This window comes from Streptomyces flaveus (assembly GCF_014647675.1).
Lineage (GTDB): Bacteria > Actinomycetota > Actinomycetes > Streptomycetales > Streptomycetaceae > Streptomyces > Streptomyces flaveus.
In genome coordinates, this window is record NZ_BMPQ01000003.1 from 505,010 (window position 1) to 528,495 (window position 23,486).

Consider the following 23,486-nt stretch of genomic DNA (forward strand, 5'->3'; position numbering starts at 1 on the left):
AGCAGTACCTACGACTTCAATGTCCGTACCGGAGCCCTTTCCCACATGACGAGCAGCACCGAGACCACCGCCACCACCCCGCAGGTTGCGGTCAACGACATCGGTAACGAGGAAGCCTTCCTCGCCGCGATCGACGAGACGATCAAGTACTTCAACGACGGCGACATCGTCGACGGCGTCATCGTGAAGGTCGACAGGGACGAGGTCCTGCTCGACATCGGTTACAAGACCGAAGGTGTTATCCCGAGCCGCGAGCTCTCGATCAAGCACGACGTCGACCCCAATGAGGTCGTCGCCGTCGGTGACGAGATCGAGGCCCTTGTTCTCCAGAAGGAGGACAAGGAAGGCCGCCTGATCCTCTCGAAGAAGCGTGCCCAGTACGAGCGTGCCTGGGGCACCATCGAGAAGATCAAGGAAGAGGACGGCATCGTCACCGGTACCGTCATCGAGGTCGTCAAGGGTGGTCTCATCCTCGACATCGGCCTCCGTGGCTTCCTCCCGGCCTCCCTGGTCGAGATGCGCCGCGTTCGCGACCTCCAGCCCTACGTGGGCAAGGAGCTCGAGGCCAAGATCATCGAGCTGGACAAGAACCGCAACAACGTGGTCCTGTCCCGCCGTGCCTGGCTGGAGCAGACCCAGTCCGAGGTCCGCCAGACCTTCCTCACGACCCTCCAGAAGGGTCAGGTCCGCTCCGGCGTGGTCTCCTCGATCGTCAACTTCGGTGCCTTCGTGGACCTGGGTGGCGTCGACGGTCTGGTTCACGTCTCCGAGCTGTCCTGGAAGCACATCGACCACCCCTCCGAGGTCGTCGAGGTCGGCCAGGAGGTCACGGTCGAGGTCCTGGACGTCGACATGGACCGCGAGCGCGTCTCCCTGTCGCTGAAGGCGACCCAGGAAGACCCGTGGCAGCAGTTCGCCCGCACCCACCAGATCGGCCAGGTCGTGCCCGGCAAGGTCACGAAGCTGGTTCCGTTCGGTGCGTTCGTCCGCGTGGACGAGGGCATCGAGGGTCTGGTCCACATCTCCGAGCTGGCCGAGCGCCACGTGGAGATCCCGGAGCAGGTCGTCCAGGTCAACGACGAGATCTTCGTCAAGGTCATCGACATCGACCTCGAGCGCCGTCGCATCAGCCTCTCGCTGAAGCAGGCCAACGAGGCCTTCGGTGCCGACCCGGCCTCGGTGGAGTTCGACCCCACGCTGTACGGCATGGCCGCGTCGTACGACGACCAGGGCAACTACATCTACCCCGAGGGCTTCGACCCCGAGACCAACGACTGGCTCGAGGGTTACGAGAAGCAGCGCGAGGCCTGGGAGGGCCAGTACGCCGAGGCGCAGGCGCGCTTCGAGCAGCACCAGGCGCAGGTCATCAAGTCCCGCGAGGCGGACGCCCAGGCCGAGGCCGAGGGTGCTGCCGGCGGCGGCACCCCGGGTGCGGCTCCGGCTGCCTCCGGTGGCGGTGGCGGTTCGTACTCCTCGGAGTCGGACGACAACTCCGGCGCCCTGGCGTCGGACGAGGCCCTGGCTGCCCTCCGCGAGAAGCTGGCCGGCGGCCAGAGCTGATCGTCGGCGCCAGTCCGAGTAGGTAGTAACTGGGCCCGCACCCCTGTTGGGGGTGCGGGCCCAGTGCCTTTGCCCCCGCAGGGGGCTGCCCGCGCTCCCCGCCGAGGGCTCGTCCGCCCTTTGGCCGCCCGCGAGGCGGTTAATCGCCCTCTACCTCTACGCGCGCGTGCCCCCCTCTGCCCTCCACGCGCGCGTACCGATGACGCCGTAGCGGATGAGAAGGCGATAAGAGGGTCAGGAAGGGGCGCGCTTCGGGAATGCCCGCGTTCCAGGACTCGTTGTGAAGTACGAACACGAGGAGGAGCGGTCACAGTGCTTGATCCGCAGGGTTTGTACGCATGGGAGCCGAAGGGCCTGGCCGTCGTCGACATGGCGCTCGCCCAGGAGTCGGCGGGCCTTGTCATGCTCTACCACTTCGACGGATACATCGACGCGGGTGAGACCGGCGACCAGATCGTCGACCGGCTCCTCGGCTCGCTGCCCCACCAGGTCGTCGCCCGGTTCGACCACGACCGGCTCGTGGACTACCGCGCCCGTCGCCCGCTGCTGACGTTCAAGCGCGACCACTGGGCCGACTACGAAGAGCCCACGCTCGACGTCCGGCTCGTCCAGGACGCGACGGGTGCCCCCTTCCTGCTCCTCTCCGGCCCGGAGCCGGACGTCGAGTGGGAGCGCTTCGCCGTGGCCGTCCAGCAGATCGTGGAGCGGCTCGGCGTCCGCCTGGCCGTGAACTTCCACGGCATCCCCATGGGTGTTCCGCACACCCGTCCCGTGGGCCTCACTCCGCACGGCAACCGCAACGAACTGGTGCCCGGCCACAGCAGCCCCTTCGAAGAGGCCCAGGTCCCCGGCAGCGCCGAGTCGCTCGTCGAGTACCGCCTCATGGCGGCCGGACATGACGTCCTGGGTGTCGCCGCGCACGTGCCGCACTACATCGCCCGTTCCCCGTACCCGGACGCCTCGCTGACCGTACTGGAGGCGATCACCGGAGCGACCGGCCTGGTTCTGCCGGGTATCGCACATGCCCTGCGCACCGACGCGCACCGTACGCAGACCGAGATCGACCGGCAGATCCAGGAGGGCGACGAGGAACTCGTCGCGCTCGTCCAGGGCCTTGAGCATCAGTACGACGCCGCCGCGGGCGCCGAGACACGGGGCAACATGCTCGCCGAACCCCTGGACATCCCGTCGGCGGACGAGATCGGGCTCGAGTTCGAGCGGTTCCTGGCGGAGCGGGAAGGCGACGCATAGCGCAGCGGCGGAGGGCCAACGAGGCCTGTCGATGGCGTTGTCAGAGGCAGGTCCTAAGCTTTCGAGCATGCTGACAGTGGGCCTGACCGGCGGGATCGGCGCCGGCAAGAGCGAGGTGTCGCGGCTGCTCGTGGAGTGCGGCGCCGTGCTGATCGACGCCGACAAGATCGCACGGGAGGTCGTCGAGCCCGGAACTCCCGGCCTCGCAGCGGTCGTCGACGCCTTCGGAGAGGACATACTCACCCCGGACGGCAGCCTCGACCGGCCGAAGCTGGGCGCGATCGTCTTCACGGACCCGGAGAAGCTCGCTCTGCTGAACTCGATCGTGCACCCCCTTGTGGGCGCCCGCTCCCGCGAGCTCGAAACCGCCGCCTCCCAGGACGCCGTCATCGTGCACGACGTCCCGCTGCTCGCCGAGAACGGCCTCGCGCCGCTGTACGACGTCGTGGTGGTCGTCGACGTCGCCCCCGAGACCCAGCTCGACCGGCTCATACGGCTGCGCGGCATGACCGAGGAGGACGCCCGCGCCCGCATGGCCGCCCAGGCCACCCGCGAGAAGCGCCTGGAAACAGCGGACATCGTCATCGACAACGACGTACCGCTGGAGGAGCTGGAGCGGCGCGTCCGGGAGGTGTGGGCGGATCTTGTGCGGCGGGCACACCAGAAAACGACCTTGGAATAGCAGGCCCCGTCCGGGGCGTTGAAGCTGGGCAGTGAGGGAAGGAGTGGGGCGTGCCTGAGTTCAGTGGTTCCACCGGACCTACTCCGGAGACGCATGTCATCGACTTCCGCGCCGCCGAGCAGCTGCTGGCCGCGCGTGATCCGCGGGGCGCGGTGAAGCTGCTCGACAAGGTCATCGCCGCACACCCGGAGAACACGGCGGCACGGCTGCTGCGCGCGCGTGCCTTCTTCGCGGCAGCTCAACTGCGGCCCGCCGAGCTGGAGTTCACGATCGTGCTGGAGCGCGAGCCGGACAACGCGTTCGCGCACTTCGCGCTGGCGCGTACGTACGAGCGCTCGGGCCGTCCCGAGCAGGCCATACGCCACTTCCGGCTCGCGGCGGCACTGGATCCGCAGCCGGAGTATGTGGCCGCGGCCCGCTTTGACACCTGACTGCTGGTTCGATTGCTACCGCGCCCCGTGGGGGCGCGGGGCTGTGTCGATGTGCGGCTCCACCGCGATGGGGGTCCCCCAGCTCTGGGGGTCCCCCCAGGCCCTTAAGGCACTGGGGGAGAATTCGAGAGTGGGGGAGCGACCAGCCACGACGCCCCAGCGGCTTCGAACCGCATTGCCGGCGGAGCGCTCAGGGGCGTTTGTTCGGCGGCGGGTAGGGCGGGATGTCGGGGCCCGGCTGGTAGTGGGGACCTTGGCGGATGTGCCGGAGGATCATCGCCAGGTCGACGGTGATGATCAGCCACAGCACCCCGCAGGCGATCGCCCACCCGGGCCGCCCGGCGAGGGCGAAGGCCGCGGTTCCCGCAATCGCCCAGACCAGACCCCACGCGCTGAGCCACATGCGCGCTCGTAGCGCACTGCGCGCAGTCGTCGGTTCACTGCCCGTACGCATCCGGATCACTACTCCTACTCGGAAACGTACTCTTCGTGGTGCACGTTCACCAAGAGGCGGACGAACGGGGAGCGGCTGTGCTGCTGGAGGCGCTGCGGGCCGACGAGAGGCTCGCGGAATGGCTGAGGGATCTGGAGAGCGAGGCCGTCCCGTGCGTGGAGGCCGTTCTTCCGGACGCCGTCGTACTGCCGGACGTACTCCTCGATCTGTCCGTGCCGCATGAGTGCGTCAACGAACTCGTCGCGCAGCGGGAGAGGTTGGCGGCGGATCCGGAGGCGACAGCGCTGCTGCGACGGTGCGTCGGCCGGTTCGTACGTGACATGGGGGAGATCGGCAAAGGGTGGGAGCCGCCGGCCTTCCCCGAGTCCACGGGACCGCTCGGCCGAAGCTTCCACGTGTTCGTGTTCGTCGCCGCACTGCCGTACGTACGCGCGTACCACCGGGACCGGGGCATCCCGGAGGCCGTGTCCCGGCGCAGCCTCGCCGATCTGGGGCGGCACATGGCCGTGCACCGTCGGCGGCTCGGTACCTGCGGGCTCCTGGCGCCGTGGTGGCTCGCCCTGCACTTCCACGGGGAGCTGTACCAGCTGGGGCGGCTGCAGTTCCAGCGCACGCGGCTCGGCGGGCGCACGGGTCAGGCGGCCGCGGCCGCGGGTCTCGACACCGGCCCCGGCGGCCTCTGCCTGAGCCTGCACATCGCCGACTTCCGTGGGCCCCTGTCACCGCACGCGTGTGACCAATCGCTGGGCCTGGCACGGGAGTTCTTCGCCCGCCACTACCCGGACGAGCGGTACGAGGTGGCTGTCTGCCATTCCTGGCTGCTCGACCCGCAGTTGAAGCGGTACTTGCCGGCGGAGTCCAACATCGTCCGTTTCCAGGAGCGGTTTCAGCTCGCGTACGAGGAGACGAAAGCGGACGACAAGAGCGCGGTGGGCTTCGTCTTCGGTGATCCGGAACTGCCGGTGAAGCGGCTGCCTCGGCGTACGAGTGTGGAGCGGGCGGTCGGGGATCATCTGCGGGCGGGCGGTCACTGGTACGGCGGGCATGGCTGGTTCGCGCTGTAACTCGAACGGGTGAAGCGGCGGGGAGGGGGAACGGGGCGGCGGGCACGGGCCGTTTGACGGGTATGACGATCGAGATGCGTGCGGGATACGAGGGGACCGGGCCCGGAGCGATTACGCCGGACGGCTGCGCGGTGGAGCTGTATGCGCGGCTGCCCGTCCGGGACGAGCCGGACATCATCAGCGCGGCCGTGCCCGCGGAGGCGCACATCCTCGAACTGGGCTGCGGGGTGGGGCGGGTGACGCATCCGCTTCTGGAGCGGGGGTTCACGGTCACGGCGGTGGACGAGTCGGCGGAGATGCTGGAGCGGGTGCGTGGGGCGCGCACGATATGCAGTCCCATCGAGACGCTCGCCCTGAGGGAGAAGTTCGACGTGGTGATGCTCGCGTCGTTCCTGGTGCACACCGGCGACGTCGAGGTACGGCGCGGGATGCTGGACGTGTGCCGGAGCCATGTCGCGGACGACGGGTGCGTGTTGATCCAGCGCGAGGGGGAGGACTACCACACGAATCTGCCGCGCGAGCGAAGCGAGATGGGGGTCCTCCCGGCCGAAGGCTGGAAGAGTGAGGAACCGAGCGGGTTCACGGTGCGGATGCTGTCTGCGGAGCCGGTGGGGGACGGGGTGAACTCGGTGCACGCGGAGTATGTCTTCCCGGACGCGATATGGACCCAGACATTTCTTGCACGACCGCTCACGAAGGAGGAGTTCGAGGGGGTGCTGGCAGAGGCGGGGTTGAAGGTCGACCGGTATCTGACGGGAGACGGGGTCTGGGTGCGGGCGGTTCCGGTGGGGGCGTGAGCTTGGCTCGGGGGCGATGGGTTTCGTGGTTCGACGGAGAACTCCGGTTGCCGAGCGATGAGTTTCGGAAGGCGGACCGGTCTACCTCTGTGACAGCAACGCGAACCGCTTCACGCAGGAGAGCCTCATGTCCGAGACCGCCGCTTCCGTAACGTCCGGCACTGTCGTCGCCGAATCCGCGACCGCTCGTGGCCGCCGTGCCCGTATCGCCCTGCGTGGTCTGCAGGTTGTGCTCGCCCTTTTCTTCGGCTTCGCGAGCGCGCTGCCCAAGCTGATCGCGCACGAGTCGGCCGTCGAGTCCTTCGACAAGATCGGTTGGGGCAGCGCGGGCATGTACAGCATCGGCGTGCTCGAACTCCTCGGTGGCGTCGCGCTGTTGATCCCGCTGCTGTCGTCGGTGGCGGCGGTTTCGCTGAGCGCGCTGATGGTGGGGGCATTCATCACGCAACTCGCCGTCTTCGACGGGGAGTACGCCGCGACTCCGCTCATCCTGATAGTCCCGCTCGCCCTGATCGCCTACGCACGCCGGAGTCACAACGCCGAGCTGTTGGAGCTCATACGACGACGGTCGTGACCTCCCCCAGTCGGACGGCTCCCGGCGCGGGGGAGGGGACCGCGCGGGGCGCTCCGCTGGGGATGCGGTTCGGAGCTGCGGGTTCGTTGTGGTTGGTCGCTCCCCCACTCTCGGCTCCTCCCCCGGTGCCTTAAGGACCTGGGGGGACCCCCATCGCGGCGGAGCCGCACATCGATACAGCCCCGCGCCCCTCTTAAGGGGCGTGGACTTCGGCAAGTCCGGCTAGCACGCCCACCCTGCGGTGCCGCGACCCCGCGCTGGACCGCCTCACCAACAGCGTCCGGGTGCTTGCGCCGGGCAGCGTGATCAACGTGGGCTGGCTCCGGGGCCGGGGCCCGTGGCGGGGCCAGGCCCCGCCAACCCCCGCAGTCGTTCCAGTTCGCGGCGGTCGCGTTTGGTGGGGCGGCCGGTGCCTCGGTCGCGGATGCCTGCGGGGGCGACGGCCTCGCGGGGCGGGGGTGGTGGGGAGTTGTCGATGTAGCACTCGGCGGCGACTGGGGCTCCGACCCGCTTGCGGATCAGGCGCTTGACGACGACGACTCGTTCGCGGATGCCCTGGCGCAGGCGGACCTCGTCGCCGACGCGGAGCGCGTGTGCGGGCTTGACGCGTTCACCGTTCACGCGGACGTGGCCACCGCGACAGGCGGTGGCGCCCATCGAGCGGGTCTTGACGAGACGTACGGACCAGATCCAGCTGTCGGCGCGGACGGTCTCACCGTTCGCGGGGGCGGCAGCCTTCGCGGCGGCCACCGCCTCGGCCGAGCCGGCCTCGCGCTCGCCCGCGCCCGCGCCACCCGCACTGTCCGTGCCGTTCCCCTGAGTCCCTGAAGCCATGCTTCGACCTTAGTCCTCGGGAAGCGAGTAGCCGGAGCCCTTTTGCACCCCGCCTCACACCCGCATCCCGGGCATACATCGCAGGCATACCGTTGTGGGCATGGACAACAGCTTGGCCGAGCTGGACGCGCGGGTCGCCGGCTGCCGGGCCTGCCCGCGGCTGGTCGACTGGCGAGAGGAGGTGGCCCGTACAAAACGCGCGGCCTTCGCGGAGTGGACGTACTGGGGCCGCCCGGTGCCGGGGTTCGGACCGCCGGACGCGCCGCTGCTGGTCATCGGGCTCGCACCCGCGGCGCACGGCGGGAACCGGACCGGACGGATGTTCACCGGGGACCGTTCCGGGGACGTGCTGTACGCGGCGTTGCACGAGGTGGGGCTGGCCTCGCAGCCCACGTCCGTGAGCGTGGACGACGGGCTGGCCCTGTACGGCGTACGCGTCACCTCGCCCGTGCACTGCGCGCCGCCCGCCAACAAACCGACCCCCGAGGAGCGCGACACCTGCCGCCCCTGGCTCGTGAGCGAGCTGAAGCTGCTCAAACCCACCCTCCGGGCGGTCGTGGTGCTCGGGGCTTTCGGGTGGCAGGCCGCGCTGCCCGCGTTCGCCGAGGCGGGGTGGACCGTGCCCCGGCCCCGGCCGGTGTTCTCCCACGGCGCGCAGGTCGTACTGGAGAGCCTGACCGACAGCCCGACTGACACTCCGCCGAACAGCCCGCTGGAGCTCTTCGGATGCTTCCACGTGAGCCAGCGCAACACCTTCACCGGGCGCCTCACGCCCGAAATGTTGCGGAACGTGCTGTGTACGGCCGCCGCGACGGCAGGCCTACCGACCCGCCCGTATGCCGGTTAGGGTCGCCCGATGCCTCTTTATCCGGAGATCGAACCGTACGACCACGGCATGCTCGACGTCGGCGACGGCAACCACGTCTACTGGGAGGTGTGCGGCAACCCGCGCGGCAAGCCCGCGGTGGTGCTGCACGGCGGGCCCGGTTCCGGGAGCAGCCCCTTCTTCCGGCGGTACTTCGACCCGGCCGCGTACCGCATCGTCGTCCTCGACCAGCGCGGCTGTGGACAGTCCACACCGCACGCGAGCGCGTACGACACCGACATGAGCGTCAACACGACGGCGCACATCATCGCCGACCTGGAGCGGCTGCGGCGGCACCTGGGGATCGAGCGGTGGCTGGTGTGGGGCGTGTCGTGGGGGTCGGTGCTCGGGCTGCGGTATGCGCAGACGCACCCCGGCGCCGTCTCCGAGCTGGTGCTGACAGCCGTCGCGACCGCGGCCAACCGGGAAGTGGCCCTGATGACCAGAGGGCTCGGACAGTTCTTCCCCGAGGCCTTCGAGCGGTTCCTCGCGGAGCTGCCCGAGGACGAGCGCGAAGGGAATCTGGCGGTGGCGTACAACCGGCTGATCGAGTCGCCCGACCCCGAGGTGCGGGCGCGGGCGGCACGGGCCTGGACGGACTGGGAGACGGCCATGACTCCCGCCCCGCCGCGTTCGATCCCCCGCTACGAGGATCCGGTGTTCCGCATGGGCTTCGCCCGCACGGTCACGCACTACTGGGGCAACGACCACTTCCTCGGCGAGGGCAACGAGGAGGGAGTGGTCCTCCGCGACGCCCCGCTCCTCAAGGACATCCCCGGCACCCTCGTCCAGGGCAGCCTCGACTTCGGCAACCTTCTCGGCACCGTCTGGCGTCTCCAGCAGGCCTGGCCCGGGAGTGAGCTGGTCATGATCGACGACGTGGGGCACAACGCGGGGGCGGCGGATGTCGTGGACGCGTTGATCGCGGCTACGGACAAGTACGCGGCGGCTCGCTAGCGCCGAGCCCGTTCACTTGTTGGCCCCGGCCCCGGCCCCGGCCCCGGTCCCGGAGCCGTCGGGGCCGGAGCCGTCCGTGCCGGATCCGCCGGAGCCGGCCTCGGTGTCGCCGAAGAGCTGCCGCACCGTCGAGCGGTAGTTGGCCTGGACGTGTGCGAGGGCGTGGGCGCGGGCGCGTTCCGGGTCGCCGGAGGCGATGGCGGCGTACAACTCGCGGTGTTCGATGAGGAGTTGGGGCCACTCCTCGTTCTGGTGGGTGAGCCAGCGCACGCGGCCGGCGACCGGTTCCATGACCGAGACCAGCAGGCCGTTGCCGGCCATCGTCAGGATGCGGTCGTGGAAACGGGTGTTGATCTCGGGGATCGCCGTCGCGTCCTGGGTGCGAGTGGCGGTCTCCGCGCGGTCGAGCAGTTCTTCCAGTTCGGCGAGGTCGGCCCGGGTGGCGCGCTGCGCGGCGAGTCCGGTGGCGTACACCTCGAGGGCCTCGCGGAGTTCGAAGAGTTCCTTGACGTCCGTCGGGGTCAGTGGGCGTACGACGGTGCGGCGCGGGGTCTCGAAGTGGACGAAGCCCTCCGCGACCAGGGCGCGGATCGCCTCGCGGACGGGGACGCGGGAGACCCCGAAGCGGTCGGCCAGCTCGCGCTCGACCAGCCGGTCGCCGGGCCGCAGCCGTCCGGTGATGATCTCCTGCCGCAGCGTGGCGAGGACTCGCTCGCGCACCGCCCCCAGCGGTTCCACCGTTGTCATGGCTCCATCTTCACCGAACCGGGGGCTGTTTTACCGAGCCGTAACCGCACGGACATTGCCGAGTGCCGTTGGCGGCGGGACCATAATGCAAGTTTGGTATACCAAAATCGCGAGCGAGGTGACCACCCTCCGCTCACGAACGCGAGCGATCACCCCGCCGCTCACGCTCGTCCCCGCCCCCCACTCCCTGCTCTCCGCTCTCCCCCTGGAGGCTCCGTGTCCCTCGCCGATCCGGCCGCAGCCCAGAGCGCCACCGAGTTCGTCCCCGATCCCAGGCTCACCAACGAAGACCTCGCGCCCGCGAAGAAGCGGAACTGGAAGGTCTTCGATCTCTTCGCCATGTGGATGTCAGACGTCCACAACCTCGGCAACTACACGTTCGCGGCAGGCCTTCTGGTCCTCGGTATGAACGTGTGGCAGGTGTTCACGTCCCTGCTCGTCGGCTTCGTCATCATCTACATCGGCATGAACTGGATGGGGAGGATCGGACAGCGCCACGGCGTGCCCTTCCCGGTCGTCAGCCGCATCAGCTTCGGCGTCTGGGGCGCCAACATCCCCGCCCTGATCAGGGCCGTCATCGCGATCATGTGGTACGGAATCCAGACCTACCTGGCCTCCGTCGCCGTCAACGTCATGCTGCTCGCGGCCTGGCCCGGACTGGAGTCCTGGACGCACAGCGACTTCCTGGGTCTGCACGCGCTCGGCTGGATCTCCTTCCTCGCCCTCTGGATCATCCAGGCGCTGATCATCAGCCAGGGCATGGAGTCGGTGCGCAAGTTCCAGGACTTCTGCGGTCCGGCGATCTGGGTCGTGATGATCGCGCTCGCCGTGTGGATCCTCGCCAAGGCCGGCTGGACCATCTCGCTCACCGACACCCCGCACCCGGTCTCGACGGGCGAGCAGTGGCGGCAGTGGTTCGGCGCGATCGGGCTCATTCTCGCCACGTACGGCACGCTGATGCTCAACTTCTGCGACTTCTCGCGCTTCGCGCCCACCTACAAGACGGTCAAGCGCGGCAACTTCTGGGGCCTGCCCATCAACTCGACGGCCTTCGTCGTCGTGTCGGTCATCGTCACGGCCGGATCGCTCGAGGTGTTCGGCGAGGCCATCACCGACCCGGCGGAACTCGTCGCCAAGGTCGGCAACACCTGGGTGCTGGTACTGGCCGCGCTCACCTTCGCCATCGCCACCATGGGCGTCAACATCGTCGCCAACTTCGTCTCACCGGCATACGACCTGGCGAACGTCTGGCCGCAGAAGATCACCTTCAAGGTCGGCGGCATGATCAGCACGGTGGCCGCGCTGGTCGTGACCCCGTGGAACCTCTTCTCCAACCCCACGGTCGTCCAGTACTTCCTCGGCGGCCTCGGCGCCTTCCTGGGCCCGCTGTTCGGTGTGATCATGCTCGACTACTTCTGGGTCAAGCGCGGCCGTATCGACGTCGACGCGCTCTTCAACGCCACACCCGGGTCCCGCTACTACTACCGCAAGGGCGTCAACCCCAAGGCCCTGTGGGCGTTCTTGCCCGCGGCGGCGGTGTCGGCGGTGCTCGCGCTGGTGAAGGACTTCAGCAACGTGGCCCCGTACTCGTGGTTCATCGGAACGGCGATGGCCGCCGGGCTGTACGCCCTGCTCTGCCGCACCGAGCGCGCCGCCGGTGAAGCCGCCGCCTCCGAGCCCGCCACTGTGGAGGGCTGAACGTGCGGATCGTCGTCACCAACTGCAACACGACGCAGGAGATGACCGCGGAGATCGTACGAGGTGCCCGGGCCGCCGCGGGCCCGGGTACCACCGTGACCGGTCTGACCCCCGCATGGGGGCCCGAGTCCGTCGAGGGCTGGCTCGACAGCTACCTCTCGGCGGCGGCCGTCCTCGACACGTTGCGGACGTACGACGAGGCGTACGACGCCATCGTCATGGCGGGCTTCGGGGAACACGGGCGTGAGGGCGTACGGGAACTCGTGGACGTACCCGTCGTCGACATCACCGAAGCGGCCGCCCACCTCGCGTGTCTCCTGGGCCGGCGCTACGGCGTCGTCACCACGCTGGAGCGCTCGCGCGGGCAGATCGAGGACAGCCTGTACGCGGCCGGGGTCGCCCAGAACTGCGCCGCCGTCGTGGGCACGGGCCTCGGCGTCCTCGACCTCGGCGACTTGCTCCGCACGGAGGAGGCCTTCGTGACCGCCGCCGAACAGGCCCGCGACGCCGGCGCCGAGGTACTGGTGCTCGGCTGCGCCGGGATGACGGGACTTCAACGGGTGGTCGGCGACAAGCTGGGGCTGCCGGTCGTCGACGGAGTGGCCGCTGCCGTGAAGCTCGCCGAGTCGCTGGTGAGCCTGGGGCTGACGACGAGCCGCGCCGGGAGTTACGCGAAGCCGCTGCCGAAGAGCCGGAGTTGGGGGCCGAAGGAGGTTCGTTAGGGGGTGGCGCCGGACTCGGGCACGACGGCCGTCGCCGTGATCTCCACGAGCTGGCCCGGGTAGCCGAGGCAGGCGACGCCGAGGAGGGTCGACGAGTGCGGGCCGACGCTGAGACCGGAGGCCTCGACGACGTCCCAGACCTGCGAGAGCACGGCGGGGTCGTTCGTCACGACGTACACGTCGGTGTACGCGACGTGTACCAAGTCGCTGCCGACCGCGTGCAGTTGCTCGCCCAGATTGGCGATGACCTGCTCGGCCTGCCGTACGGGATCGCCTTCGCCGACGAGCTTTCCGCCGGCGTCGAGGGGGACGGATCCGGCGAGGAAGGCGAGACGCGTGCCCGTTTCGACCACGGAGGCGTGGGAGTAGGCCGGGGGCGGGAAGAGGGTGGGGACGGTGACGCGCTTGAGCATGGGGTCTCCCGGGTTCGGCGAGGTCTCGTCAAGCGGTGATTTCCGGTGACTTGGCTTGGCTTCCGGCGACTTGACGAGAGATGACCTGTCGATCGTGCGGGTGGCGGGGGTGGTCGCGCATCCGAGTATTCGGGCGGGAGACGGGACGGGGTGGGCAGCGGCTCTGTCCCGCTCTGCCCCGGCTCGCCTCGTCTCGTCTCGTCTCGTGAGGCGAGCCGGACCTACTGCGGAGTAGGTCAACTCCCGCCAATTTCCCAGGGGGTGGCGGCCGAAACGTTATCCCGGAACCGTATGATCCCTTGCGTCTTCAAGTACGGCTGGCGCGCGGGGCCCGTATGCCCTTGTAGCCGTCAGGAACGACCACGGAACCCTGTAAGGATCCCCCCGATGACTGTTCCCCCCACTTCTCATCGCCCCAAATCCCGCGTCACCCGGCGTGGGTTGATCGGCGCGGCAGGCGCGGTCGCGGCAGGTGCCGTGATCACCCCCGCCGTGATGGCGACCACCAACTCGGACTCCGCCGACGCGGATTCCACCGACGCCGACACCACGGCCGCCGAACCCGGTACGACACCGGAGGAGTTCCCCAAGACCCGCACCAAGGCGGCCACCGGCGAAACACCCGTCGAGGCCGCCTTTCCCATCGCCTACGTGGGCCTCCGCTGGGCAGGCACGCGCGAAGCCGCAGGCGGCGGCATCCGGCTGACCGACGCCGACGGCAGCCAGGGCGCCTGGAAAGACCTGAGCGCCAGCGGCTGTTCGGACAGCAACGGCGGTGTCCTGCTCGTCTCCGCAGGCCAGGCGTCCGGTTACGAGGTGAAGGCCCCGAACGGCGCCACCGACCTGCGTTCCTGTGCCATCGACACCAAGCAGGGCCCGGCGCGCAAGGTGGCCGTCCCGGCCGACACGACCCGGGTGCGCGGCGTCGCCTACCTGACGCGCGCGGCCTGGGGCGCGGACGAGTCGCTGCGCTTCAAGCCGGACGGCTCGGAGAACACGCCGACCGCGTACTTCCCGTTCCAGACCCTCACGGTCCACCACACCGCCACCGTCAACGCCGACCCCGACCCGGCCGCCACGATGCGTGCGATCTACGAGCTCCACGCGGTCACCAACGACTGGGGCGACATCGGCTACCACTTCCTCATAGACGAGGCGGGCACCATCTACGAGGGCCGCTTCTCCGGCGACGACGGCATCCCCGCCCACGACGGCGACGGCAACCTCGTCACCGCCTTCCACGCCGCCGGCTTCAACTCCGGCAACCTCGGCATCGCCCTCCTCGGCACCCTGACCACCCAGGGCCCGACCGAAGCCGCCCGCGCGGCACTCACCCGCCTGACCCGTATCCTGGTCCGCCTCCACGGAGTCGACCCCAAGGCCCAGGTCACGTACACCAACCCGATCAACGGCACCACCAGGGACGTACCGGAAATCAGCGGTCACCGCGACTGGATGGCGACCGAGTGCCCCGGCCAGGTGATGTACGACGAACTGGCCACCCTGCGCGACGCGGTGGCCGCGGGTCGCTGACCCCTCCGGGGGCTCGGTGGCACCTAGGGACGGGGGACGGGGGACCCTGAAGCCCAGCTCGACCAGCCCGATCAGCCCGCCAGGGGATGCCAGGCCGAACGTGCCGGCATCCCCTGGCGGCCGGCGGAGAGCTGTCAGTCCGCGAGGATTGTCAGTCGGAGAGATTACGGTGGAGGCTCCGCATCACGCGCATTGCGTACGGCGACGAAGGGGCCCCATGGACGCCGAGTTGACCGCGCCGACTGCGGCCGTACACCCCTCGCGACCTTCGTGGAGTGACCCGCAGTGAACGACGAATCCGCCTTCATCGACCCAGTCGCCGACCGCCTGGCCGCCCTCCCCGCTGTCCAGGCGGTGGCCCTCGGCGGGTCCCGGGCCCAGGGCACCCACCGCCCGGACAGTGACTGGGATTTGGCGGTGTACTACCGCGGCGCCTTCGACCCCGAGGATCTGCGAGCCGTCGGCTGGGAGGGCGAGGTCTCGGAGATCGGCGGCTGGGGCGGCGGAGTCTTCAACGGCGGCGCGTGGCTGACGATCGAGGGGCGGCGCGTGGACGTCCATTACCGGGACCTGGACGTCGTCGAGCACGTGTACGCGGAGGTCGAGGAGGGCCGCTTCCGCATCGAACCCCTGATGTTCCACCTCGCGGGAATCCCGACGTACCTGCTCGTCGCCGAACTCGCGATCAACCAGGTGCTACGGGGTGAACTGCGCCGCCCTTCCGCCTATCCGCAGGCCTTGCGCAAGACCGCCCCCGACCGCTGGCACGACATGGCCACCGCCACCCTCGCCTACGCGAAGGCCGGCCACGCCCCGAAGGGCGCCCTCACTCAGGTCGCGGGCGCGATGGCCGTCGCGGCGACGCAGACGGCGCATGCGGTGCTGGCGGCGCGGGGGGAGTGGGTCACCAATGAGAAGCGGTTGTTGGAGCGGGCCGGGTTGCGTGAAGTCGACGTGCTGGTGGGGAACTTGACCTCGGACCCGACGGCCCTCGTCCGAGCGGTCGCGGAGGCCGAGACGCTCTTCAACCGGGCAGTTTCTCAGTAGCCGCTCCTGAGGACGTCAATCATTGAACTGCTCGTGAGGTGTGACCCGTACGAGAGTTGAACGGCTCCGCTTTCCTCGACCACTTGGCCACCCTCCCCTCCGTCCGGGCGGGGGTGGTTGAGCGCGGCGGCGAGGTCGGAGGCCGCGGTGATCCGGAAGGCGATGATTCGGAAGACGCCGAGTGCTCCTCGTCTACAGCGGACCTATGTCGCCTGCTTCAGGCGGTGGCCGTCTCGTACTGCGGGCGACCGGTGGTGCGGTAGGTCTGGATCGTCAGCCCCTTCGGGGTGGACTGCAAGTCGACCAGCTCGAGTCCTGTGTCCGAGCCGGTGGCGGGGAAGAGCCGCGTGCCCTGGCCGACGATCACGGGATAGGTGAGCAGTACGATCTCGTCGACCAGCCGGTGGTTGAGCAGCCAGCGGATCAGGGTGCCACTGCCCCACACTTGCAGCTCACCGCCCGGCTCGGCTCTCAGCTCACCGATGGCGCCCGCGACGTCACCGGACAGGACGGTCGTGTCCGCCCATTGCGGGTCGGTCAGTGTGGTCGAGGCGACGTACTTGGGCCGCGTGTTCAACGCCTCTCCGACGGGGTTTCCCGGATCCATGCCTGCTCCCCAGGAGCCGGCGAAGATCTCGTAGGTCCGCCGGCCGAACAGGAACGCGTCGGCGCGCTGGAAGGCCAGGCTGATGAACGTCGAGGCCTCGTCGTCGAGCAGTGGCGGGGCCCATCCGAAGCGCTCGAATCCGCCGCTGCCATCCTCGTCCGGCGCGTCGGCTTCGCGCCGGGTCCCTGCATCAATCCGTCGATGTCCCTGCGTCACTCCGTCGACGGAGACGTTCGTGACGGTCGTCAGTTTCATGGTCGCAGTTCCCTTCGCGCTGGGGTCGTCATTCGGTACGACCGGACCGCGGCGCCGATCTCATCGGTCGCGCACGGATCTGCTCCAACAAAAGTTTTACGCGTGCCGCCGTCCGGATGATGCGGTGGCACAGTGACCAACCACGATGAGGTGGTGGCTGTCCGACCGTTGACCCTGGCTTGGGTGAGTCGGCACCTGGAGGTCGGTGAACGGATCGTCAGAACCGAGGCGCTGCACGGCGGCATCACTGCCGAAATGCGGCGGCTGACCGTCGGTACGCGGGACGGAGGCACCCGCGACCTGGTGCTGCGGATCTTCGTCGACCCGTTCTACGTGGAGCACGCCGAGGACTGGCTGAACAGGGAGGCCGACGCGGCCGTGCCCAGCACAACATTCGCCTGCTGAAGAGCGGATGCGCGAAGGCAGCGGTGCAGAAAGGGTGAAGGTAGGCAACCTTGCGGCTGCCCGGCTGATCTAGACCCACATGCACAAGGTCATGTCTCGTCGCACCGGGATGCCCATCCGGCAAGGGCACGGTTCGAGTGGCTCCGGACCAGGAGCCGGAACGTATGCTCTGCGGCCCCGGGCCTGGGACTGGGGGTGAGTACGAGATGGGGAACACGTACGTGAACACGCGCGCGGTCAAGATCAACGTGGCGATCGCTGTGGTCCTGCTTCTGGTCGTTGCCGTGGTGGCCTTACGTGCCACAAGCGACTCTGGCGTGACCCGGAACAGCGACTCCGACATGACCTGGAACTACGACGAGGCATTCGACCAGAGGGCCAACGGCACGACCGTGCTGTCCGACGTGAGGGCGACCGCCGCCGACGACATCTGGGCGGCGGGCCAGTCCACCCCCACCATCGGCCAACCAGGAGACGAGTCGGCCGACGACGGCTTCCTCCTGCACCACGACGGCACCCACTGGCAGCGCCGCCCCCTGCCGGCGTCGTTCGGCACCAGCGTCTACGACGCGCGCTTCGACGCCGTGGACTCCGGCGGACTCCTGCTGACAGCGAGCCTGGACCTGAACTCGCTGCGGATGGCTCACTGGGACGGCACCCGCTGGACGGCACTGCCCGAGCTCCCCGGCGATCCCCGGGCCGCCGACATCAAGGCCCTCGCCCCGGACGACATCTGGGTCCTCGACGGCGGGACCAGGGCGTACCACTGGGACGGCACCCGCTGGACGGCCATGGACCTGCCCACCACCGTCGCCGCACTCGACGGCGTCGCGTCCGACGACCTGTGGGCGGTCGGCAGCCGCTACGGAAAGGGGCCCGACGAGGGCCCGGGGTTGCCTGGCGGCCAGCCCGCCGCCGTGCACTGGGACGGCCGCGCCTGGAAGCTCGTACCGACGCCGGAGTACCACTACACGGTCCCGGCCCCCGAGCAGACGGTGCTCCTCACTCAGGTCGTCGCGCTGGACGGCGACGTACACGCCTACGGCGAGCTCACCTCCGTCAGCGAGGACGACGAACCCGACCCACCGGCGGAGCACATCCACCTGCGCTGGAACGGCACCCGCTGGACCAAACTGCCGAACACCGAGGGAGCATGCGCCGACCGCGGCCACGCGGTCCGCGACGGCGAGCGCGGGGAGGTCCTCAGCGCCCGCAAGTACCTCACCGCGGACGGCAGTTGCGAACGCATCGCGGACCCGGAGCCGCCGAGCAGCTACGGCATCAAGGGAAAGGCATGGTTCCGGCTGAACGCCATCACGGCGGTCCCGGGCACCGACAAGATCCTCGGAGTCGGCTCCGTGGCATCGGCGAGCAGCGACCCCGCGTACAAGGTCATCATCGTCAGCCTGAAACGGTGAGGCCCGCCAACTGGCCCGGCACTGCCGTGTGCGCCGCCCTTCCCATCACTTCTTCCCTGCGCTTCAGCGTTGTCCGCAGGGCGAGCCGAAAGAGTACGTGCGGCCGGTGGGCTGACGCGCCGCGTATCCCTCGGCCACCGGCCACCCTGAGGAGGCGCAGGCCGGAGCCGAAGTGCAGGGCGGCAGGGGGTCAGTCAGCGGTGTAAGCCGTCACGGAGGAGTTGCTCTCGAACTGGTATCGGTACTTCACGTTGTCCTTTCGCCGCAATCGGCTCCGCTGCTGATGTGCTCGCTGTCGCCGAAGCCCTGCGAGAGGCGATGGACGCGCTGTCCGCATGACCTGCCGAGCGTCGCCTTCGCCGCCGGGACGTCAGGGACCTTGACGAGGGTCGGTGGCGCGAGGAGATTGGCGGGACCGAGCCGACGACGACACGGGTGGACCCCGCCTCCTGGTCCCGCCGACCGCTCCGGTTGGGGGGATCATGCCTGTCAGGACGTTCTTACGGCTGGCCGTCGGATGCGCCACGGCGATGGCGGTCGCGACGCCGACCGCGCTCGTGTCCACCGCGCAGGCGGCCCCGCGCGCCGCCGCGGACCCCGCGGTGATCACGGACTGGAACGCCATCGCCGTGCGCACCATCTTCGCGGAGGGGCAGCAGCCCCCGCCGGTGGCGCAGTTGTACTTGGGTTTCGTCTCGACCGCCGTGTACGACGCGGTGGCGGCCATCGACGGCAGGTACGTACCGTACGCCAAGCAGCCGCGCCCCCGCCCGCACGCCTCCTCGCAGGCCGCCGCGGCGACGGCCGCGTACAAGGTGCTCAGTCACTACTTCCCGGCGTCCCAGCAGGCGTTGAGCTCCGATTACGCCGCGTCGCTGGCGAAGATCCGCGAGGGTGTCGGCAAGACGCACGGCATCCGGGCGGGAAAGGCGGCCGCCGCTACCCTGGTGCGGCTGCGTACGGGTGATGGCCGCGGCGCCGACGTGACGCTGGACGTGACCCCGGCGCCGGGGGTGTGGCGGCCGGCGCCGCCCGCGTTCGCGCCGATGCTGGCTCCCTGGCTCGGGTTCGTCCGGCCGCTGCTGCTCAAGTCCCCGAGCCAGATACCCCTGGCCGGCCCTGACGCGCTGAACAGCACCGCCTACACCCGGGACTTCAACGAGGTGAAGGCAGTCGGCGTGGCTTCCGGCGGCAGTCGTACGCCGGCGCAGACCGAGACCGCCAGGTTCTGGAACGACAACCTGCCCCGCCAGTTCCAGACCGCGTTCCGTGACCAGGCCGCCCGCAGGCATCTGGACATCGCCGACAGCGCGCGGATGTTCGCCCTCCTCAACACGACCACCGCGGACGCGGCCATCGCCTGCTGGCGCGGCAAGTACGACCACGCCTACTGGCGTCCGAGCACCGCGATCCAGCTCGCCGACACCGACTCCAACCCGGCCACCGCACCCGACCCGGCGTGGAGCCCGCTGGTTGCGAACCCGCCCTACCCGGACTACCCGAGCGGACACGCCTGCCTCACCGGCGCCACCACGGCCGGCCTCAGCCATCTGTTCGGGGCGCGGAACATCGACCTGACGGTGGACTCCGCCGTCACCGGCACGACCCGGCACTATGCCACCGCGGACGCGCTGAACCAGGAGACGAAGAATGCCCGGATCTGGCTGGGCATCCACTTCCGTAAGGCGACGACCGACGGCAACCAGCTGGGCCGCGCAGTCTCCCGCTGGGCACTGAGGCACTACTTCCGGCCCGCCGGCCGGTGACCTCCCACAGCGGAAGCCACGCGCTCGGCCCGCCCGGGCTTCGGGCTCCCGTGGGACGAGACCCTCGACGCCGTCGCTGACAAGGAACCTCGTCGAATACTCCTTCGTATAGGCCCAGTTGTTACTGCTACCGTCTCCGACGTGGCGAAACTCAATCAGATCATCGCAGTCGAGAAGGGCGTCAAGGCCAAGTCCCATCAGGACCTGACGTCCGCTCACCACGGGCTGCAGAAGCCCGCGTTGCTGGCCGGCATCTCGCGTACGTACCAGCCGAAGGACGAGGAGGGTGAGCAGTTGCCGCCCGAGTCGACTCGGGTGCAGGTGAAGGCCGAGGACGTGCTGCGGGACACCGCGGCGGTCCTTACGCGGCTGTTCGATGTGACCGCCACCAAGGACTGGGCCAACACCTCGGCCAGGGCGGACATCACCGTCGACGGGCGGGTGCTCGTCGCCGATGTGCCGGTGTCCTATCTGCTCTTCCTGGAGAAGCAGCTCACCGATCTCAACACTTTTGTGCGGAAGCTGCCGGTGCTCGACGCCTCCGAGTCGTGGGTGCAGGACCCGTCCACCGACGCCTGGAAGACCGAGCCGGTCCGGACGCTTCGTACGAAGAAGGTGCCTCGGAACCATGTGAAGGCCGAAGCCACCGAGAAGCATCCGGCGCAGGTCGAGGTGTACTACGAGGACATACCTGTCGGTTACTGGACGACCGTCAAGTTCTCCGGTGCCCTTCCCGCCCGGCGCGTGAACGAACTGCTCGACCGGGTCGAGAAGTTGCAGCAGGCCGTCAAGTTCGCGCGGGAAGAGGCGAACGGCGTCGACGTCGTCGACCAGCGAGTCGGTGACGCCGTGTTCGGCTACCTGTTCGGGTAGCCTCAGAAACTCCCCGGCCATCAGCCACCTCGGCCGGGGTGCGCGAGGAGCGCAAAGCTGAAGCTGAGCCTTGTCGTGACTGCGCGGTCCCGGATCAGGGACCGCGATTCAATCTCAGACTATTGCTCCAGACTCAGCATTCGCCGCCGATCGCCGGATCAACCGGGCCCAGGCCCCGGACGTCGAAATGCCGGTTCAAGTCCGGCCCGCACAGCTCGATGTGCGGTGGTCCAAAGGCAGGACGCGGCGACTTCATACTGACCTGGGTCCTCAAGCGTGCTGGCGTGCGACATGGGCGGCATCACAGGGCTCGGGGGCCGGCTACGCCCCCGGGTCCGCTCCTTTTTGCGGACGTCTCAGGTGGGTACGCCGTCCGCAATCCGGAGGCCCGCCCCAAGACTCGTAGACCCGCCCCGAGACCCGTAAACCCGCATTGCGTTCATCCGCATTGCGTTCATAAAGAACGCGACCTCCCCGCCGTCCTTCACCTCGCTGAAATGCGAGAGTTGCATTTGCTCCAGGATCGCGGCCTACCGTGGGCACCACACCACCGCCCGGCCGACGTCGCCCGAAGGCACACCCCCGCCCTCGTACTGACAGGAGCCCCGTGTCCCGCCCTGCCCTTGCTCTGCCTCCCTGGCTCACCCATGCGCTGCGCGCCCAGCGGGGACCCGTGCCGTGGAGCGCGGTCGTACGGGGAGCGCTGGCCGCCGGTCCTTTGCTGCTCGTGACCGTCCTCGTCGACCGTCCCTCCATCGGGGTCGTGGCCGCCCTCGGCGCCATGCTCGCCGGGATCAACGACCGGCCCGGGAGCCGGAGGTCGTCGATCAGGCGGCTCGGGGTGCCGGCGCTCGCCGGAGCCGCGGGACTGTACCTGGGGACGTACCTCGGGGAGCAGGCCGGAGCGGTGCTGCTGACCCTGGGGCTGACCGGGCTCGGTCTGGTGGGCGGGGCCGTCAGCGCTGTGGGGCCGGTGGCTTCAGGAGCCGGGACGCAGTTGCTGGTCGCGGCTGCCGTGGGGGCCGGGATGCCGTTGCCCGAAGCGGGGTGGCAGCGTGCGTTGTTCTTCCTCGGCGGTGCGCTCTGGCTCATTGTGCTGCGGCTTGTGCTGCCGACGCCCGGGGCCCTGGTCAGTGACTTCCGCTTCGACGGGGAACGGAAAGCCGTCGCCTCCGTGTACGACGCCGTCGCCGCGCTGCTCGCCGCCGTGGGCGGTGAGGAGGCCATGGCCCGGCGCGCCGCGCTGACCGCTGCGCTCGATCACGCGCAGGACGCGCTCGGGGGGCCGCGGCTGCGGCGGTACGCCAGTTCCGCGGCCGAGCGGCGGCTGCGGGCACAGTACGCCGCCGCGCTGCCCCTCGCCGAGGCCGCGACCGCGCTCGCCTGGGCCGGGGACGCATTGCCCGCGCGCGCGGCGGAGGGGCCGCGACGGCTCGCTGCCGCCGTACGGACGGGGGAGGCCTGTGGGCCGCTGCCCGCGCCCGCCCGTTCCGTACCGGGGCTGCGGGCCCTCGACGACGCGCTGCTGCACGCGGCCGAGGCCTTCGACCGGGGCGGCGGGAAGAGCGCCCCCAAGGGTGCCGGCGGGCCCATCGACCTCGGTGCCCAGCAGACCGCGCGCCATGGTCTGCACCTACGTCCCCTCCGCGCCAGGGCCCTCCTGCGTACGGTCACCGGCGCCGGAGGCCGCGAGTACGGGCTCCGGGTGGCGCTGAGCTTCGGTGCGAGTGCCGCCGTCGCGCAGGCGCTGCACCATGTGCACTGGTACTGGCTTCCGGCCACCGCCGTCTTCCTCGTCAAGCCCGACCTCGGTCCGCTCGTCTCGCGCGTACTGAACCGGGCGGCGGGCACCGTCTTCGGTGCCGTCCTCTTCGCGGGGCTCGCGGCCCTGCTGCCTCAGCCGGGAGGGCTTGTGGCGGTCGTGGCGATCAGCGGTGCCCTGATCCCCATCGCCACCCGGCACTTCGCCGCCCAGACCGCCGTCGTCACCGTCCTGGTGCTCTCGCTCGTCATGGTCGGCGGCGAACCGCAGGCCTCCTGGAGCCGGATCGGCGAGACGTTGCTGGCCTGCGCGATCGTGCTGCTCGTCGGGCACCTGCCGGCGCCGGGGCAGCGCGGCGGGAACGTACGGGCCCGGCTGGGGCAGGCGGCCGACGCGGCGCACGCGTACCTGGCGCATGTGCTGAGCGGGGCCGACGACCGGGCGGCGCGCTGGGCCCTGCGCCGCGAGGCCTATCGGACGCTGGCCGATGCCCGCGCCGCGATCGACCGCGCCTCCGCCGAACTCCCCACCCTGGCACGGCACACGGAAGGCACCGACGAGGTGGCGGCCACACTCGAACGCCTCGTGGACACGACCACCGCATGCGCCGTCCACCTCGACGACACGGGACGGCTCACTCCCCAGCACACCGAACGCCTCGCCACCCTGCTCGACGAACTCGTCGAGCAGCGGGAGCGGGCGGGGCTCACCTCGGAGGACGGCCGGTCGGGGAACCCACTGAACCTGAGCGCCTGATGAACCTGTGTGCCT

The 23,486-nt window shown here is 69.7% G+C and carries 22 protein-coding genes and 1 pseudogene; 18 read left to right on the forward strand and 5 right to left on the reverse strand.

Annotation, left to right across the window (positions count from 1 at the left end; all coding sequences use genetic code 11):
- Nucleotides 1–45: 45 nt before the first annotated feature.
- The 4 genes from rpsA to IEZ21_RS09015 all read left to right on the forward strand — a co-directional run bounded on the left by rpsA (nt 46) and on the right by IEZ21_RS09015 (nt 3,924).
- Nucleotides 46–1,560, forward strand: coding sequence for a 30S ribosomal protein S1 (gene rpsA, locus IEZ21_RS09000; RefSeq protein ID WP_033317994.1), 1,515 nt, complete (start codon nt 46–48; stop codon nt 1,558–1,560).
- Nucleotides 1,561–1,872: 312 nt separating this feature from the next.
- Nucleotides 1,873–2,811: a PAC2 family protein gene (locus IEZ21_RS09005; protein ID WP_189321318.1), complete on the forward strand. Its 939-nt coding sequence runs from the start codon at nt 1,873–1,875 to the stop codon at nt 2,809–2,811.
- A 67-nt stretch (nt 2,812–2,878) separates the two neighbouring features.
- Entirely contained in the window at nt 2,879–3,493 is a 615-nt protein-coding gene (coaE, locus tag IEZ21_RS09010) for a dephospho-CoA kinase (protein ID WP_033317992.1), read from the forward strand.
- A gap of 50 nt (nt 3,494–3,543) precedes the next feature.
- Entirely contained in the window at nt 3,544–3,924 is a 381-nt protein-coding gene (locus IEZ21_RS09015; protein WP_033317991.1) for a tetratricopeptide repeat protein, read from the forward strand.
- A 190-nt stretch (nt 3,925–4,114) separates the two neighbouring features.
- On the opposite strand, the gene IEZ21_RS09020 is transcribed toward IEZ21_RS09015, so the two are convergent.
- Nucleotides 4,115–4,378, reverse strand: a complete 264-nt coding sequence (locus IEZ21_RS09020) for a DUF6343 family protein (protein WP_189321319.1) — start codon at nt 4,376–4,378, stop codon at nt 4,115–4,117.
- Between the two features lie 35 nt (nt 4,379–4,413).
- Here IEZ21_RS09020 and IEZ21_RS09025 point away from each other — a divergent pair, with 35 nt between their 5' ends.
- The 3 genes from IEZ21_RS09025 (at nt 4,414) to IEZ21_RS09035 (ending at nt 6,813) form a co-directional block, all read left to right on the forward strand.
- Nucleotides 4,414–5,442: an acyltransferase domain-containing protein gene (locus tag IEZ21_RS09025; protein WP_373302193.1), complete on the forward strand. Its 1,029-nt coding sequence runs from the start codon at nt 4,414–4,416 to the stop codon at nt 5,440–5,442.
- A 74-nt stretch (nt 5,443–5,516) separates the two neighbouring features.
- Nucleotides 5,517–6,239 (forward strand): class I SAM-dependent methyltransferase, encoded by a 723-nt coding sequence (locus IEZ21_RS09030; protein WP_373302194.1) that lies wholly within the window; start codon nt 5,517–5,519, stop codon nt 6,237–6,239.
- 127 nt (nt 6,240–6,366) lie between these two features.
- Nucleotides 6,367–6,813, forward strand: coding sequence for a DoxX family protein (locus IEZ21_RS09035; protein WP_189321321.1), 447 nt, complete (start codon nt 6,367–6,369; stop codon nt 6,811–6,813).
- 306 nt (nt 6,814–7,119) lie between these two features.
- Here IEZ21_RS09035 and IEZ21_RS09040 read toward each other — a convergent pair whose 3' ends face one another.
- Entirely contained in the window at nt 7,120–7,647 is a 528-nt protein-coding gene (locus IEZ21_RS09040; protein ID WP_189321322.1) for an RNA-binding S4 domain-containing protein, read from the reverse strand.
- Nucleotides 7,648–7,747: 100 nt separating this feature from the next.
- Between IEZ21_RS09040 and IEZ21_RS09045 the strand changes: the two genes are divergently transcribed.
- Both IEZ21_RS09045 and pip read left to right on the forward strand, forming a co-directional pair.
- Complete coding sequence (locus IEZ21_RS09045; RefSeq protein ID WP_189321323.1) at nt 7,748–8,494, forward strand: uracil-DNA glycosylase; 747 nt, start codon at nt 7,748–7,750, stop codon at nt 8,492–8,494.
- 9 nt (nt 8,495–8,503) lie between these two features.
- On the forward strand, nt 8,504–9,469 hold the full coding sequence (gene pip, locus IEZ21_RS09050) for a prolyl aminopeptidase (RefSeq protein ID WP_189321324.1): 966 nt from the start codon (nt 8,504–8,506) through the stop codon (nt 9,467–9,469).
- Between the two features lie 12 nt (nt 9,470–9,481).
- On the opposite strand, the gene IEZ21_RS09055 is transcribed toward pip, so the two are convergent.
- Entirely contained in the window at nt 9,482–10,216 is a 735-nt protein-coding gene (locus IEZ21_RS09055) for a GntR family transcriptional regulator (protein ID WP_189321325.1), read from the reverse strand.
- A 216-nt stretch (nt 10,217–10,432) separates the two neighbouring features.
- Here IEZ21_RS09055 and IEZ21_RS09060 point away from each other — a divergent pair, with 216 nt between their 5' ends.
- On the forward strand, nt 10,433–11,914 hold the full coding sequence (locus IEZ21_RS09060) for an NCS1 family nucleobase:cation symporter-1 (RefSeq protein ID WP_189321326.1): 1,482 nt from the start codon (nt 10,433–10,435) through the stop codon (nt 11,912–11,914).
- Nucleotides 11,915–11,916: 2 nt separating this feature from the next.
- Nucleotides 11,917–12,636: an aspartate/glutamate racemase family protein gene (locus IEZ21_RS09065; protein WP_189321327.1), complete on the forward strand. Its 720-nt coding sequence runs from the start codon at nt 11,917–11,919 to the stop codon at nt 12,634–12,636.
- On the opposite strand, the gene IEZ21_RS09070 is transcribed toward IEZ21_RS09065, so the two are convergent.
- Nucleotides 12,633–13,049, reverse strand: a complete 417-nt coding sequence (locus IEZ21_RS09070) for a RidA family protein (protein ID WP_189321328.1) — start codon at nt 13,047–13,049, stop codon at nt 12,633–12,635. The genes IEZ21_RS09065 and IEZ21_RS09070 overlap by 4 nt on opposite strands.
- A 387-nt stretch (nt 13,050–13,436) precedes the next feature.
- On the opposite strand from IEZ21_RS09070, the gene IEZ21_RS09075 reads away from it, so the two are divergent.
- Together IEZ21_RS09075 and IEZ21_RS09080 are read left to right on the forward strand one after the other, a co-directional pair.
- Nucleotides 13,437–14,582 (forward strand): peptidoglycan recognition protein family protein, encoded by a 1,146-nt coding sequence (locus IEZ21_RS09075; protein ID WP_189321329.1) that lies wholly within the window; start codon nt 13,437–13,439, stop codon nt 14,580–14,582.
- A 285-nt stretch (nt 14,583–14,867) separates the two neighbouring features.
- The gene (locus IEZ21_RS09080) at nt 14,868–15,629 is read left to right on the forward strand and encodes a nucleotidyltransferase domain-containing protein (protein ID WP_189321330.1); all 762 of its coding nucleotides are present in this window, start codon (nt 14,868–14,870) and stop codon (nt 15,627–15,629) included.
- 217 nt (nt 15,630–15,846) lie between these two features.
- On the opposite strand, the gene IEZ21_RS09085 is transcribed toward IEZ21_RS09080, so the two are convergent.
- Complete coding sequence (locus IEZ21_RS09085; RefSeq protein ID WP_189321331.1) at nt 15,847–16,491, reverse strand: dihydrofolate reductase family protein; 645 nt, start codon at nt 16,489–16,491, stop codon at nt 15,847–15,849.
- Between the two features lie 132 nt (nt 16,492–16,623).
- On the opposite strand from IEZ21_RS09085, the pseudogene IEZ21_RS09090 reads away from it, so the two are divergent.
- The 5 genes and pseudogenes from IEZ21_RS09090 to IEZ21_RS09110 all read left to right on the forward strand — a co-directional run.
- A pseudogene (locus IEZ21_RS09090) lies at nt 16,624–16,866 on the forward strand (aminoglycoside phosphotransferase family protein); the annotation flags it as partial.
- A 236-nt stretch (nt 16,867–17,102) separates the two neighbouring features.
- A complete protein-coding gene (locus tag IEZ21_RS09095; protein ID WP_189321332.1) occupies nt 17,103–18,314 on the forward strand; it encodes a hypothetical protein in 1,212 nt (403 codons plus the stop codon).
- A gap of 482 nt (nt 18,315–18,796) precedes the next feature.
- On the forward strand, nt 18,797–20,080 hold the full coding sequence (locus IEZ21_RS09100; RefSeq protein WP_189321333.1) for a vanadium-dependent haloperoxidase: 1,284 nt from the start codon (nt 18,797–18,799) through the stop codon (nt 20,078–20,080).
- 141 nt (nt 20,081–20,221) lie between these two features.
- Nucleotides 20,222–20,953: a DUF7873 family protein gene (locus IEZ21_RS09105; protein WP_189321334.1), complete on the forward strand. Its 732-nt coding sequence runs from the start codon at nt 20,222–20,224 to the stop codon at nt 20,951–20,953.
- A gap of 607 nt (nt 20,954–21,560) precedes the next feature.
- The gene (locus tag IEZ21_RS09110; protein WP_189321335.1) at nt 21,561–23,471 is read left to right on the forward strand and encodes an FUSC family protein; all 1,911 of its coding nucleotides are present in this window, start codon (nt 21,561–21,563) and stop codon (nt 23,469–23,471) included.
- Nucleotides 23,472–23,486: the final 15 nt, after the last annotated feature.

Bases quoted from the DNA above. Each gene is read 5' to 3' on its own strand.
- rpsA (WP_033317994.1), top strand. From the start codon at position 46: ATGACGAGCAGCACCGAGACCACCGCCACCACCCCGCAGGTTGCGGTC.
- coaE (WP_033317992.1), top strand. From the start codon at position 2,879: ATGCTGACAGTGGGCCTGACCGGCGGGATCGGCGCCGGCAAGAGCGAG.
- IEZ21_RS09020 (WP_189321319.1), bottom strand. From the start codon at position 4,378: ATGCGTACGGGCAGTGAACCGACGACTGCGCGCAGTGCGCTACGAGCG.
- IEZ21_RS09030 (WP_373302194.1), top strand. From the start codon at position 5,517: ATGCGTGCGGGATACGAGGGGACCGGGCCCGGAGCGATTACGCCGGAC.
- IEZ21_RS09035 (WP_189321321.1), top strand. From the start codon at position 6,367: ATGTCCGAGACCGCCGCTTCCGTAACGTCCGGCACTGTCGTCGCCGAA.
- IEZ21_RS09040 (WP_189321322.1), bottom strand. From the start codon at position 7,647: ATGGCTTCAGGGACTCAGGGGAACGGCACGGACAGTGCGGGTGGCGCG.
- IEZ21_RS09045 (WP_189321323.1), top strand. From the start codon at position 7,748: ATGGACAACAGCTTGGCCGAGCTGGACGCGCGGGTCGCCGGCTGCCGG.
- pip (WP_189321324.1), top strand. From the start codon at position 8,504: ATGCCTCTTTATCCGGAGATCGAACCGTACGACCACGGCATGCTCGAC.
- IEZ21_RS09055 (WP_189321325.1), bottom strand. From the start codon at position 10,216: ATGACAACGGTGGAACCGCTGGGGGCGGTGCGCGAGCGAGTCCTCGCC.
- IEZ21_RS09070 (WP_189321328.1), bottom strand. From the start codon at position 13,049: ATGCTCAAGCGCGTCACCGTCCCCACCCTCTTCCCGCCCCCGGCCTAC.
- IEZ21_RS09075 (WP_189321329.1), top strand. From the start codon at position 13,437: ATGACTGTTCCCCCCACTTCTCATCGCCCCAAATCCCGCGTCACCCGG.
- IEZ21_RS09085 (WP_189321331.1), bottom strand. From the start codon at position 16,491: ATGAAACTGACGACCGTCACGAACGTCTCCGTCGACGGAGTGACGCAG.
- IEZ21_RS09095 (WP_189321332.1), top strand. From the start codon at position 17,103: ATGGGGAACACGTACGTGAACACGCGCGCGGTCAAGATCAACGTGGCG.
- IEZ21_RS09100 (WP_189321333.1), top strand. From the start codon at position 18,797: ATGCCTGTCAGGACGTTCTTACGGCTGGCCGTCGGATGCGCCACGGCG.